This window comes from Flavobacterium noncentrifugens, from assembly GCF_900100375.1.
GTDB lineage: Bacteria > Bacteroidota > Bacteroidia > Flavobacteriales > Flavobacteriaceae > Flavobacterium > Flavobacterium noncentrifugens.
On record NZ_FNEZ01000001.1, the window covers coordinates 1,047,288 to 1,063,088 of the forward strand.

Annotated in this window: 3 protein-coding genes; 1 reads left to right on the forward strand and 2 read right to left on the reverse strand. The window is 42.2% G+C overall.

Annotated elements, in window-relative coordinates:
• Nucleotides 1-22: 22 nt before the first annotated feature.
• Nucleotides 23-6,790 carry an Ig-like domain-containing protein gene (locus tag BLS32_RS04660; RefSeq protein ID WP_170227525.1) on the reverse strand — a complete coding sequence of 2,256 codons (6,768 nt, stop codon included), beginning with the start codon at nt 6,788-6,790 and terminating at the stop codon, nt 23-25.
• 480 nt (nt 6,791-7,270) lie between these two features.
• Nucleotides 7,271-10,183 carry a T9SS sorting signal type C domain-containing protein gene (locus tag BLS32_RS04665; protein WP_091392296.1) on the reverse strand — a complete coding sequence of 971 codons (2,913 nt, stop codon included), beginning with the start codon at nt 10,181-10,183 and terminating at the stop codon, nt 7,271-7,273.
• An 854-nt stretch (nt 10,184-11,037) separates the two neighbouring features.
• On the opposite strand from BLS32_RS04665, the gene BLS32_RS04670 reads away from it, so the two are divergent.
• A complete protein-coding gene (locus tag BLS32_RS04670; RefSeq protein ID WP_175453159.1) occupies nt 11,038-15,654 on the forward strand; it encodes a T9SS type B sorting domain-containing protein in 4,617 nt (1,538 codons plus the stop codon).
• Nucleotides 15,655-15,801: the final 147 nt, after the last annotated feature.

Here is a 15,801-nt window from a genome sequence, read left to right on the forward strand (position 1 = left end):
TTTTTAGTTTAATATTTTGGGGTTATTTGATGATCACTTTTTGCGATGTTTCGTAACCGTTTTCCAGTCTTACTTTGACAACCAAAACCTGAGTAGCTTGTGTAAGTTCGGCAGTTTTGAATTCCAAAGTGTTGATCTTGTTTTTGCCGAACAATCTTCTACCTAATAAGTCATAAACTTCTACGGTTTCGATTGCTTTTGAAGCATTCACTTTTACTTGTTTTGCATCGGTTGAAATTACTACAGCATTTGTGTTTGCCGTATGGTTTTCAGTAGCCAGTGTTGCAGTTTTGAACCTGATCTCAAAACGGGTGTTGAACGTTCCGGCAGCAGTTGCAAAAGTATAATCTGAATTTTTCAGATTGTGGGTCACGTGTTCTTGGTTGTCGATCAGGTAAACGTCCTGGCTTTGGAACAATCCGTCAAATTCGTCAAGGCGGATCGTGAAATTTGTTGCAATGGTTGATACATAACCTACAGGAATAATCTCGTCATCGCTGAAAGGAAGTTGTCTTCCCTGGATCGCATAGGTATCGCTTCCTGAAATCGTGTAGGCTGTAATTTTGTTTCCGGCAGCCATTGTTTTTCCGTCGTACATATCGTCAAATTCATTGGTTGCACCAGTTACATATCCCACGAGCAATTCGTTAAAAGCGCCTTCTGAATTTGAAACGTCTAACCACAGGCGGCTTTTTTCAATTGCATTTACGGTGTGTGCTACAGGCCCTTGGTTTTTGTAGAATGAACCGTTGTGCCCTACAACGCGCATGTTATTTTTGAAATTTGCAGTATAACTTCCGTTTGCAAGGCCGGTTTTTGCTTCGATGAAGAAACCTTGTCCTGAAGCTACTTTCCCGTCAGGTTTTACACCGCCTGTTAAAGCAGTTGCACCTGTTTTTACGCCACCGGTAAGGTTGTATTTCGCATAATCATCAGAAGTGTACGTATACAATCCTGCGGCATTGGCACTGGCAATTGCTGTGTTGTGCGTCCATAAGTAAATCGTTCCGTTTACAAGGCTGGCGTTTACAGGATCGGTAAGGAACGCGTCGATATCGATCGCTGATGGATAAGGATTTCCGATCAGGTTGAAAGTTCCAGCGCCTTTTTTGATCGTTACAGGAACCACACCGTTGTTTGGAATCCCTTTGAATGTGCCTTCATATATGCCGTTCGTTGCATTTGCGGTGCTCCACCCGGCAGGGGCACGAAGTAGGTATCCTGTGGCAGGTTGCATGATGGCAGCACCATTTTCGTGAATCACATACGCATTTGTAATTGGGTTAAAGCTGTAATATTTGTCATATCTCGTCAATGGCGAAAGGTCGAATAAGGTTTGGTTCTGCACCGGAGATGACCAGTAGCTGAAATCAAAATCCTTCATCGTAGACGTTTTTCTTTTCACGGTAATGCTTCCGATGTCAACGGCTGCGTCTTCAAACTGTACGATGCTTCCCTGGTCTTCCACTACAATGTTAGAATTTAAATGCGTATCGACAGTCAGGTTGTTTATAATGACCAGGTTTTGGCCCACGCCAACTGTTACCACTGCGCCATTTGTAACCTGGCAAGAACATACATGCAAGTCAGAAGTCAATGTAAGGTTGCTATTGATGGTTACAGTTGAATACTGATCAGGCGTTCCGCTCCAAACACCATTTTGGTAAGTGATATCTGCAGGAATTATAATCTGAAGCACATTGGTAAACTGTGCTGAACAACCGCCGTTTTGGATGACTGCTCTGTAATAAGTGGTTGCAGTAATGGCCTGCATTGCTGCGGATGTTAAAGTTGTTGCTGTTGAAGCAATATCTGTAACTCCGGTTGTGAACGCTGCGTTTGTAGCCGTTTGCCATTTGATGACGCTTCCTGTTTGTCCTGTCAATACAATGTCTTTCGGTTTTGTGCCTTTACAGATGGTGGTAGGAGCCGTACTGATTGTACCTGCAACAGAACCTGTAATGGTGATTTGTTTGGTAATGGCTGTTGTGGTCGTTCCGCAGAAACTGTTTTTCCTGCGTACCCAATAAGTGGTTGTAATAGTAGGATTCACAGTGATCAAAGCTGCTGTTTGACCTGTTATAATGTTGTCACCAACAGTTCCTGTTCCCCATTCAAATACTGCATTTGTCCCGGCAGTTCCTCCGCTTGCCGTAATGGTAGTTGCACCGCCGCTGCAAACCGTATCGTTTGTCGCTGCTATTGTCGCTGGTGCAGTTGATGCAATTGTGATATTTGTTAAGGCAAGCGCTGCATTGGCATTGCCGCCGATCTCTTTAATTCGGATTTCGATGGTTGAATTTTCGTTGAGGTTGAATGTTCCCGTTACATCTCCAACACATGCGCCGCCGCCGCTATAGGAATCACAATTCCATTTTCTAACGCCGTCTACATACAATTCGGCTACGTCATCCCAGTTTAACATTTTTAAAGTATAAGTTCCGCAAGGGAAGCCTTTTCGTTTTGCTGTGAAAACAAAATTGTCAACGGGTACGGCACAACCGCTGTAACCTGTAGCACTTGATGGCGATGTCGCTGTTCCCCAGCTTGTTGATGAATCAAAAGTTAGTGGTGCTCCTGTAATTGCTGTTTGGATGTAATAACCCAAATAGGCGTTTGTTGCCAGGGTGATATCTGAATTTAAATAGCCATAAACATTCCATGCATTGTTTCCAAATGCTGTCGGATCGCCTGCAGGCGCATTTACCACAACTGAAACCGAGGCTGAAGTGGTGTATGCTGAACAGATTCCGGTATCTTTAATCCTTACCCAGTAAGTTGTTGTTGCAAATGGCGTAACTGTGATCGCATTTCCTGTTCCTGCAATCGCATTGGCGTCAGAAACGGTTCCTGTTCCCCATTGGTAAGAAGCGCCTCCGGCTAAAGTTGATCCTGTAGCAGTTAAAGTTCTGCTCGTTCCAGGGCATCCGGCAGTTCCGGATACTGTAATTGATGTAGGTGCAACAGATGGCTGTGTTACATTTACCTGTACATTATATGTTCCAGTATTTCCTGTACAAGGCGATTGTTGTACCATTCTAACCCAATAGGTTGTTGTTGTTAAAGGAGTTAAAGTGATTGGATTTCCTGTTCCAACGGCATTGGCATCTGAAACCGTTCCCGTTCCCCATTGGTATGAAGTGCCAGTTGCACCGGTTGCAGTCAATGTTGTTGAAGCGCCGCGACAAATCGTTGTTGTTCCTGAAACTCCGTTCGGGGCAACAGCTTGCGGTGTTACAGTTACAGTTAGCGATACTGCAGCCGATATTGTAGCACATGGTGATCCGTTATCTTTAATTCTAACCCAGTAAGTAGTTGTAACTGTTGGATAAACTGTAAATGTGGTTGCTGTTGTAGTTCCAAGCTGGTTTGCGTCTGAAATTATTCCTGATCCCCATTGGTAGTAAGCCCCGTTAAATAATGTACCGCCGGCAATTGTCAAGACCGGGTTTGTTGCTGAACATACCGCAGCAGTTCCTGTAAGGGAAGTTGGCGCAATGGATGGCGGATATATCGTAATGTTAACTGAGCCAGTTGGTGTTGTGCTGCATGGAGAGGCATCAACTCTTCTTACCCAGTAAACTGTTGGTGCAGTAGGATTTACAGTGATGATTCCTGTTGATTCTGTACGGAAAGCATTAGCATCGTTTACAGTGTTTGTAGTTCCCCATTGGTAAACTGCTCCTGTTCCCATTGTTCCTCCAACTGCAGTGATCTGAACTCCGCCCGCAACATTGTTACAAGTGCTTGTTGCTGAAATTGAGGTTGGATTTGTCGATTTTACATTTACTGTAATTGCTAACGATACAGCACTCGAAATGTTAGAACACGGAGATCCGTTGTCTTTAATCCTTACCCAATAGGTTGTTGTTGCACTCGGATAAACTGTAAAAGTCGTACCTGTTGTAGTTCCAAGTTGGTTTGCATCTGAAACTGCACCATAACCCCATTGGTAATAAGCGCCATTAAATAAAGTACCTCCAACAATGGTTATCACCGGATTTGTACCTGCGCAAATCGTTGTCACTGGCGTAGTTAGGGAAGTTGGCGCAATCGATGGCGGATATATCGTGATATTAACCGATCCTGTTGGCGTTGTGCTGCATGGTGTAGCGTCAATGCGTCTTACCCAATATACTGTTGGCGTAGCTGAATTTACAGTGATTGTTCCTGTAGATTCTGTAAGGAAAGCATTGGCATCGCTTACAGTATTTGTAGTTCCCCATTGGTAAACCGATCCGGTTCCTACAGTTCCTCCGGTTGCAGTCAGTGAAACACCGCCTGTTACATTGTTGCAAGTGCTCGAAGCTGAAATTGATGACGGATTGGTCGATTTTACGTTAACCGTAATTGTTAAAGATGCTGTGGCTGTAACCGTAGTACACGGTGATCCATTGTCTTTGGCCCTTACCCAGTAGGTTGTCGTTGCTGTCGGATAAACCGTAAAAGTGGTACCGGTTGTAGTTCCAAGCTGGTTTGCGTCAGAAATTGCTCCATAGCCCCATTGATAGTAGCCGCCATTAAATAAAGCACCACCATTGATCGTGATAACAGGATTCGTGCCTGCGCATACAGTCGTTGCCGTTGTCGTAATTGATGTTGGGGCAATAGAAGCCGGATAAACAGTAATGTTAAGTGATCCGGTGGTTGTGCTGCATGGCGCAGCGTCTACACGCCTAACCCAATAAATGGTTGTCGCTGTTGGGTTAACAGAAATTGTTCCGGTTGTTTCTGAAAGGAAAGCAGTTGTGTTGTTAACGGTATTTGTAGTTCCCCATTGGTACACTGCTCCGGTTCCCATAATGTTGCCTCCGGCAGTAAGTGAAATTCCGCCTGCAACATTGTTACAATTGTTCGGACTTGCTGTTAAAGTCGCTGGTGTTGTCGATTTTGTGTTAACGGTAACAGTCTGATAGATCATATCAGTCGTAACGTTACAAGGCGTTGGGTCAACCCTTCTTACCCAATAAGTCGTAGTTCCTGTAAGATTTGCTGTAGTGTAACTCGCTGAAGTGCCTGTAGATAAAGTGGTGCTGCCGGTTCCCCATTGGTAAGTAGTTCCAGGAGCGGCATTTCCGCCAGAAGCGGCAAGCGTTGTATTGGTTCCTGAACAAATTAAGGTTGTTCCTGTAATGGTTGTTGGTGCCGTCGAATAATTATTACAAGCGGTATAAGCGAAAGAAACCTGTGCCTGACCCGTGCGTTCGTAAAAATCCAGAACCAGATTGGCGTCGCCGCTTAAATAAACCGCATTAGAAACGCTTGAAGTATAACTGTGGTCTACGAAATTATTGACCAGATAAGTCGCGCCGCCGTCGATGCTCAAACGGTAACCGTCATCTCCACCAACAGTAAATGTGTACCATCCTGCAGGAAAATTTTTCTTCATTTTGAATTTTACGGCGAATAAATCAACGTAACTCCCGCAAATATTTCCTCCCGAAGGACCAGCGTCTACCCAGTTGTGGTTGAAAGTTTCCGTTTCAGTGATATATCCACGGTAAGTGGTTGTAAAAGCATTGCTTGGAGGACTTGCCGCTTCTGTGCTGGCGTATACATATCCGATCCAAGAACCATTGCCATAAGACGTTTGGTCACCAGCTGGAATGTTTACCGTAACTACGGCAGAAGCCTCTGCAGTATAACCTGCACAACTTCCTCCAGTGTCGAGTCTTCTTACCCAATAGGTTGTAGTCGCTGTCGGGCTAACGTTTATTGATGCACCAGTTTGTCCTGAAATGGCATTTGCTGTAGTGACAGCTCCTGTTCCCCATTCGTAAGTTGCGCCTGGAGCCAATGTTCCGTTAGCGGCAGTGAGCGTCGTGTTGTTTCCGGCACAAATTGTCGTTGTGCCTGTAATAGCGGTTGGAGCCGTTGATTTTGCATTTACAGTTACGCTTGTTGTAAGACCGTTTGTTTCGGCGTTGCAAGGCGCGGCATCTTTTCTTCTCACCCAATAGCTGGTAGTTGTTGATGGACTTACGCTGATGGATGCACCGGTTTGTCCGGCAATAGGATTTAAACCTACGGTCGTTCCGGTTCCCCATACATAATATGAACCTGACAAAGCAGTTCCACCAGAAACCGTTAAAGTCGTCGATGATCCGTTGCAAATTGATGTTGGTGCCGAAACTGTCGTTGGCGCAGTAGAAATATTATCGCAAAGTGCGGTGTAGGTAAAAGTCACCCTTGAATCGCCGCCCTGATCGTAATTTTCAAGAACCAGATTTTTGGTTCCGCTGAGGTAAATGGTTTTAGAAGTGGTTTGGTAACTGTGGTAATTCCAATCTGAAATTTCCCAAGTTGCCCCGCCGTCAAAGCTTAGTCTTACACCATCGTCACCACCAATGGTAAACGTGTAGCTTCCTGCTGGAAATGTACGCGTCATGCGGAATCTGACAGAAAACCCATCGGTATAGGTTCCGCAAACATTGGCGCCTGAAATGGCTCCTGCGCCGAGATTTTGGTCAAAAATTTCAGGTTGCGTCACATATCCTTTGTAAAGCGTTGGCGATGTAAACGGATGTGTAGGCGGATTTGCCGCATCGATTGCAGAATACACATAACCGATCCATGAATCGACACCATAAACGGATGGATCTCCCGGAGGTGTTGGACATTGCGCTGATGCATCTGTATAACTTCCGATGAGAAGCAATGCTACAGCGATCCATTTTACAGCATGTTGGAAAGAGTTGAAAATGGCGCTGCATTTTCTTTCAATCGCTGAGGTTGTTTTTGTTTCATTTGAAGAATTGGAGTTCAAATGGGTTTGGGTAATTTTTTTCATTTCGAACATTTTTAAATGCGTGATCGTTTGTTTGGTTTAATGATTTTAATTAGAACTTTAAAATCATCGACCAAATGTATAAAATATCCGATGAAATGCACTATTTATTTTTTGTTATATTTTTTTTCCTACAAAGAGCGAAAGCGTTGTAATTTTTCAAACTTCCTTTAAACACTTGGATCACAGACTTTTTGAACAAATAAAAACAATTAAGTTTTTTTTATAACTTTTTTAATTTGTAGGATTAATATTATTGTTATGAAATTGGTTATTTTGATATTTGCAGGTGATCACATTGGTCTCAGCCGATTATTTTCTGAAGGTGTGTTTGATTTTCCTACATAAAAAATCCGTAACAGTTGCTGTACGGATTCTTGAACTCGATTAATATTCTTTTATTGATGCGTAAAACTGAAAAAAATCGGAACAAAAAAAATCCGCTAAATAACTTAGCGGATTGATTATGACTGTTAAATTTTTTTAGTTGACCAATACTTTTTTAGTAAGTGTAGCATCGTTGGAAAAAGTAATCTGTACCATTAAAACCTGATTGCTTGCGTTGATCGCATCGGTAGAAAATGAATCTGACTCAATCCCGTTTTTGGTATATAAAAGTTTTCCGGTTAAATCATAAACAGCAACACTATTAATGGATTCTGTAGATTGAATACTGATGGTATGGTTTTCTGCGAATACCACTGCTGATTGATCTGCCATTGCAGCATTTTTGGTTCCCAATGCAGCATTTGTAAATTTAAGTTCAAAACGGTTGTCGAAAGTTCCAACTTCTGTATTGAAAGTATAGCCATTTGTCTTGATGTCCTGAACCGTATTTGTAAGCTTGTCTAAAAGATATACATTTTGGTTTTGGAACAAACCATCAAACTGGTGAAGCGAAATCTTAAATGTTCCGGCTACCGTAGTACTGTATCCCAATGGAACTGCCTGATTGGCGTCGAACGGTAAAGCACGCCCCTGGATTACAAGTTTGTTTGAATCGACTATGCTGTAAAAATTCACAAAACTGTTTCCATTGATTCCGATTCCGTCATAAGCCCTGTCGATTCCATTTGTTGCACCTTCAGAAAAACCAATCAGCGTTTGTTTGAATGCGCCTTGTTCATTTGTCAGGTCAAGCCAGATGCGGTTGTTGCTGTCTTGTATGGTTGATGCATTTTTGTAAAACTGCGCATTGTTGTTTGTCAGACGCATGGTGTTTGTAAACACGGCATTTACGGGATTCACTGCCTTTACAAAGAAAGCCTGCCCGGCGGCAATTTTACCCTGAAAAGGTACTCCGGTAGGATTTGTCATCACACCGCCTACTTTATTGTATGCAATGTAATCGCTGCTTGAATAAGCATATAAGTTCCCACTTGCTGCAATTGGCGTTGCATGTGACCATAAATAAATTATAGGTGAAATATTGGCATTGTTGCTGCTGCTTTCCGAAAGGAATAAATTTGCATCTATGGCTGAAGGATATGGATTTCCAACGAGGTTCATGTCATTAGCTCCCGATCTTACCATAGGAATGGTCACTTTACCATTATGCGGCCTTCCAACGAATGCAGCATTAAAGGTTGAGTTTGGTGCCGTAATGACAGTGCCTGCACGCGCAATGTATCCTTTTGCTTCAACCATGGTTTCAAGTCCGTCAGTGATTACCTGCCATGCATTTGATGAAGTGTTAAATTTATAGAACTTGTCGAACCTGGTAGATGGAGATACATCATGAAGCAATTGGTCTTCAACAGGTGATGAATAATAGACGAAATCAAAAGGTTTTAATTGCGTAACATCTCTTTTCATAGTAAATGTTCCTGCACCTAAATCTGCATTTTTCGTATCCTCTTTAATTTGGACTAAACTACCAGTACTTTCAATGGTAAAAGTTCCATTATTCATGACAATTCCATTTACAGTTAGTGAAGCGTTTGGTTGAATGATCAGGGTAGCACCATCTTTTACTTCAAGTTCGCAGGCATTGAAATTTGAACCTGTCGGAACAGTATATGTTCCGCTGGAGATAGACATATAGTAATTTGTAGTCGATGCGTCAATTGCAATTCCATCTTTCCAGGCACCATTATCATATACTGCAGAATAAGGACATTCCCTGGTTTTAATACGTGAAATCATACGGCGTGGCGTAGCATCATAAGTAGTGTAGTCACCACTTACAATAATTTTACCATCCGATTGCAATACGATATCCCTGATTACGCTAACCCCTTCATATACACCAGTACCGCCGTTAAATCCCGCTCCTGTAAGGAAAGAAGTGTCTCTTGTCGCATCAGTAGCACTAATACGTGTAATCCCTTTTGGAATTGTTGCGCCTCCATAAGAAGTAAAATTTCCTCCAATAAGTACTTTTCCATCCGGTTGGAATTTTGCAGAAAAGATTGTAAAACCATTTCCTGTACCAACAGTGTTGATCAAAAGCTCAGCATCTTTTTTAAGGAAAACAATGCTGTTACGCGATGTTCCGTTAAAACCCGTGAATTTTCCAACTGCAAAAAAGCTGTCTGAATCCGGTTTAACGATAATGTCGAAAACGGCACTTCCACCTGTAACACCAGTTCCACCAGGATTGAATGTTGTATCGAAATCACCATTTGGCAATACTCTTATTAAATGTCCTTTTGCTGCTTGTCCTGTCCAGCCATCAAAAAATCCACCAACTAAAATCTTATTTGCATTGGCTCCTAATTTTTGCAATGCGATTGCCCTGATTTCTCCATTTGGCGTTCCGACCGTATTAAATGTAGCATCCAATGAACCATCGGCATTCAATCGGAGCAATCTTCTGTTGCCGGCTGAATTAAATGTAGTATAGTCACCTCCGATAAGAATTCTGTTGTCGGATTGCAGGCAAATAGCATGTACGGGTCCATTCGTTCCCCTAACAGCTGTAGCTGGCGTCACTACATTAAAAGTATTGTCGATGGTTCCATCTTCATTAAGGCGGGCGATGTTTCTGTAAACCCCAATGCTGAAGCTTCCCCCGATAAGGATTTTATTGTCTGGTAGCACTTTGACGCAATACAGATAGTCACTTGCAGGATTGGTGCTGAAATAAGGCGTGTTGAATGTAGTATCCAATGTTCCATCGGCATTAATTCTTGCAATTTTTTTTCTTTGCACACCATTATAGCTTGAAAAACGGCCAATGATCATGATTTTGTCTTTATGGACGCTTGAAGACGGATATACATCGGTTTTGTAAACAATTCCATCTTGGCTTCCATCAACTGTAGGCAATGTAGCTGTTCCGCCATAAGCGCCAGTTCCACTCGAATTAAAAGAGTTGTCAATTTCTCCTGGCTGGGCATGTCCTACTAAAGACATGATCAGGAAGATCAGCGTTAAATATAATTTTGTTTTCATAATTAACTTTTTAATTGTTAGGTTAAACTTGATTTGGTATTGCAAAAGTATCAATATGGGGTAGTATTGAAAACTTATATGTTATTTAATTGTCAAAGTGTTAATTTTTATCGACGAAATACGCGCCTGATGCTGTTTTTATCGATTAAAAACACAATCGCATGCATTATCCGCAACGAATGTTTCTTTTTTTAGAAAGAAACTTCCTATTATTATATTGTTAGCATTTTATAGAAACCTGTCCTGTTTTTTTGGAAATTTTTAACTATTGCTTGCTGTATTCTATTATAAATATAAAATAAAATCGTATCTCTCCAATTTTTATGCTTAAAAACAATAATAAATCTTATGCACTTCTTTAAAAGGGTTTGAGAAACTTTATAAACAATAAAATGTTAATAATTCTTGTAATCTTACACCTACAATTTATGTTAAATAGAACACTTTGTCGTAGTAATTGTGCATTTTATCGATGTTTTTTTTTGTAAATGTAAAAATAAAATTTACTTTCGAACCATAGAAATGAAATTTTTTTTAAAAAATGCATTTTTATGTCCTAACAAACAGCAAATTATGAGTAGTAAAATCCAAGAAAAAAGAAGTATCGATATCATGTTCTTCAGAAGGCATTTATCGAATGAAATCATGAGGAGATTTTTGATATCTAAAGTTAAAAACGCCTTCTGGACAGCTGATTTGCTATCAAATTAAGCGTCTTTATCGATTTTATTACGCATTTAATCTAAAAATTAAGGGTTTGTTGAGAATCTGAAAATGTTTGTAATACTTTCGTCCCTGAAAAGCCCAAAATGCTTTTCAATTGTACCCAATTTTATAAACCTAAAACATTGATTATGGAACACACTATTACTAATTTTAAAAGAGCATCTCTTTTTCTATTATTGTTTTATGCCGTTTTCTCTTCACAGGATGTTCATGCACAGGCTGTCACAGAAATAGTTACTGATTATCAGGGCTATTGGAAAAGTGGCCCTGGCGTATTGCTCAATCCGGTGAAGCCGCAAAACAGTCATGACCTGTTGTCATTTACATTTAACGGACAACGTTATTCGACAGGCGTAAACGATGCTTTGCTTACTACTCATGGAGATGCATTCTCTGCGCAGAAGTTTATCGCACTCCCGATGGAGAATATGTCGGGGATCCCAACTGCCGAAACTTTTATCGGCGTGGGCCAATTGTATGACGGCGTAAACAACGGCGCATCAATACCACCACCATTAAATAACCTCGCTTATTATCTTACAGATGGTATACAGGGTTTGAACATTGGAACTTGTGCGACAAACATCCCACAAGGATATGTAAGCTTTCAGGTATCTCAAGTAAACCCATTGTCAATTGGCGATGGCGTTCCGGATATTCTGATTACACAGGTAGCACAACCTTCTGGCGCGACAGATATTTATTCGTTTAAAGACATCAACGGAAACACCGTAGGGAATTCAGTGAATATTGTATTGAATAACCTTGCACCGGTAGGAAACTGGATTGCCGATTTCTATAAAGTAAATTCAAATCCCATGATTATTCCTCCTGGATTTGTCAATACAGAAAGACCAATGCGTTTGTGGGCTGCAGATTTTGCAGATTTCGGTATTACTGCCGGAAACTACCAGTCTATCGACCATTTCGTGATCAACCTTAAAGGAACTACCGATATCGCTTTTGTGGCTTACAATTTTGCAACTGCAGTAGTAGTGCCATTAACGCCAGGGATTGCATTGTTGAAAGACGGTGTTTTTCAGGATACTAATGGAGATTGCCGCGCAAGTGTTGGCGATAAAGTAAATTATACTTTTAAAGTAACCAATACAGGACAAGCACCTTTAACACAAGTAACTGTTACCGATCCTTTGGTAACCGTTTCAGGCACGCCGATTTCATTGGCTCCAGGTGCAACAAGCATCGGGCATTTTACGGCTACTTATACGATTACCCAGGCTGATATTGATGCAGGTGCGGTATACAACCGTGCTACAGCTACAGCAAGAGATCCTGAAAATGCTATCATCACTAAAGATTCATCTGATCCAACGCCAATTGGTTCTTCAAGTCCTTTGTTTCATGCAAGCTGTCCGGAATGTACGGTAACGCCATTGTTGCAAACACCAACAATCACGTCTCCGCTTTCTCCGGTGAATGTAAATGGCTGTTCAACGACTGCGATTACCTCTTTGCCTTATAGTGAAGTAGCGGTTTCCATTACGCCTGCACAGTTTATCGCTCAGGGAGGAACAATTTCCAACATTTCATTGGTGCTTTCAATTTCTTACCAGGATGTGAAATCGGGAACTTGCCCTATTGTTGTAACAAGAACATTTACGGTAACTAGCGGTTGTCTTGTATTGCCTTTCAGGCAGATTATCAACGTCAACGATACGGTTAAGCCTACTGCTGATGCTTTAGCAGATTTAAATGTGGTGGGCTGTAATGCAGTATTCCCTACTGCCGACATTGCGTTGGTCACTGGAGAAGCTGACAATTGTACAGCAGTACCAACAGTAACTTTTGTAAGTGACAGCGCGCCTGTAGTAACAGGTTGTACAGAAACGATCATCAGGACTTATAAAGTAGCGGATGATTGTGGAAACTTTATTGAAGTGCACCAAAATTTAATCAGAACAGCTGATACGGTAAATCCGACAGCTTCAAACCCTGCTGATTTGCCGGTTGTAGACGGTTTGCCTGCGCCAGATGTTACCGTAGTAACAAACGAAGCCGACAATTGCAGCACACCAACAGTAACATTTATTTCAGACAGCACTCCGGTAACTCAAGGTTGTACTGAAGTGGTGATCAGAACTTACAGAGTAACTGATGCTTGTGAAAACTTTATCGATGTTGTCCAAAGATTGGTAAGAAATCTAACAACTACGGCTCCGGTTATCGGAGACGTGACACAGCCAACTTGTAGGTTGACTTCTGGAAGCATTGTGATTTCAGGATTGCCAACAGGAAACTGGACAATTACTCAAACTGGAACGGTAAGCGCGACTTACAGCAATTCAGGTAATACGTTTACCGTACAAAATTTATTTCCGGGTATGTATACTTTTACTTTTACTGCAGACGGTTGTACGTCTAATGCATCTGTTGAAGTAACTATCAATGGAATTCCGAATGTGCCAAATGCACCAGTTGTTGGCGAAATTACGCAGCCTACATGTAACGTTGCTGGTGGAACTGTTGTATTGTCAGGATTGCCTGCTACAGGAACATGGACAATCAATGATGGTACCGAGGTTGTTGCAACAGGAACAGGAACAAGCACGACGCTTACCGATTTATCCGCAGGAACACACACTTATACTGTAACGGTTAATACCGATTGTACTTCATCCGCTTCAGCGAATGTGGTAATCAATCCATCAACAAACCCAACTGCACCAGTAGTTGTAAATGTAGTACAGCCAACTTGTACGGTTCCAACTGCAGCGGTAGTACTTTCAGGTTTGCCATCAGGAAACTGGAGCATTGCGGAAATTGGCCTTACAGGAAACGGTACTGCTAACGTAACAGTAAACCTGGCTCCTGGAACTTACAATCTTGTGGTAACAAACAGCCTTGGATGTAACTCATTGCCATTGGATATACCGTTAGTAATCAATCCACAACCAGCTGCTCCGACTGCTCCGCTTGTAGGAACGGTAACGCAGCCAACGTGTACTTTAGCTACCGGAAGCATCGAGCTTACAGGTTTGCCTTCAGGAAACTGGACATTGAATACGCCAAACGGGCCAGTATCAGGAACAGGTGCTACTTATGTAGTATCTGGATTGGCTCCAAACACTTATACTTTTACAGTAACTGTTGGAGATTGTACTTCAACAGCATCTGTTGCACAACAGATCAATACAGAAGCTGCTCCAGCTGCTCCGCTTGTAGGAACAGTAACGCAGCCAACATGTACTTCAGCAACAGGTAGCATCGAGCTTACAGGTTTGCCATCAGGAAACTGGACATTAAATACGGCTAACGGGCCGATATCAGGAACAGGCGCTATTTATGTAGTATCAGGATTGGCTCCGAACACCTATACTTTTACAGTAACTGTTGGTACTTGTACTTCAGCAGCAACTGTTGCACAGCAAATCAACACACAGCCTGGTAACTTAACTGCGCCTAATGTTGATGGAACTGTTCAGCCAACTTGTACTACTGCAACAGGAACAGTAACACTTTCAGGACTTCCTTCAGGAAACTGGACGCTTACGCAAACGGGTACTTCTGGAAACGTCTATACAGGTGCAACAGCAAGTTATACTATCGAAAACCTTGCTGCCGGTACTTATAATTTCAGTGTGACCAATGCTGCAGGATGTAATTCTCCGGGATCACTTGCTGTAACAATCAACAGCCAGCCAGTTGTTCCATCTGCACCAACCGCTGCAACGCCTATCAACCCTACATGTAGTGTTCCAACGGGAAGCGTAGTGCTTTCAGGCTTGCCATCAGGCAACTGGACGATCACGCAATCGGGAACGTTTAGCAATACTTATACAGGTTCAACGCCAGCTGTTACGATAGCGGATTTGGCCCCTGGAACTTATACCTTTACAGTAGGAACTGCAACCTGTACTTCTGTTGCCTCAACAGCTGTAGTGATCAGCTCGGCAACTGCTGCTCCGACTGCACCTATCGCAGCAACACCAACACAGCCAACTTGTACAACTACCACAGCAAGCGTAGTCCTTTCAGGATTGCCATCAGGAAACTGGACCTTGAACCTGGGAAGCATGACTATCGCAGGTACTGGTACTACTTATACCCTTGACAATTTAGCCCAGAATGCAACCTATAGCATTTCTGTGATCAACAGCCTTGGTTGTGAATCGCCGGCAACAACCGTTGTGATAAACGCTGCCGGGGAAACTGTAAACCTTGCAGATGAGGCTTGTAACGGTGATGATAAACTGATCCTGAACCTTGGGTTGAAACTGCCAACAGGTACGCCATTAAGTGGTGTATGGACACGCCTTAGCGACAACACGCCGGTTACTGCGCTGTTTAATCCTTTCGGACTTGCCAATGGTGTTTACAACATCCAGTATGTGGTTGCCTCAGGAAGCTGTACCCAGACTTTTGTGGTTGCGGTAACTGTGGATTCGAATCTTTGTGCCGTTTCTCCATGTGGAAATTTAGTGGTCAACAATGCTTTTTCTCCAAACGGCGATGGTTTGAACGATACTTTTGTGATCACAGACCTTCAGGAGACAGCGTGTTATCCTACAAACAGCATCGAGATCTACAACCGTTGGGGCGTATTGGTTTACGATACCAGACAATATGACAACAATACCAGGGTATTCCGTGGTATTTCAGAAGGTCGTGCGACCCTTAGCAAATCATCAGAGCTTCCTGCCGGAACGTATTTCTACATCTTGAAATATACCGATAGCGTAGGTAAAAATTATGATAAACAAGGCTACCTCTACCTTTCAAAATAAACCTAACTCAAATCTAACTCCCGGAATTTTTCGGACTTCCGGGATAAAAACAAGAATCTAATGAAAACAAGAATATTAATTTTCGTTTTGATGTTTACAGGAGCGTTAAGTTATGCGCAGCAGGATGCGCAGTTTACGCAGTACATG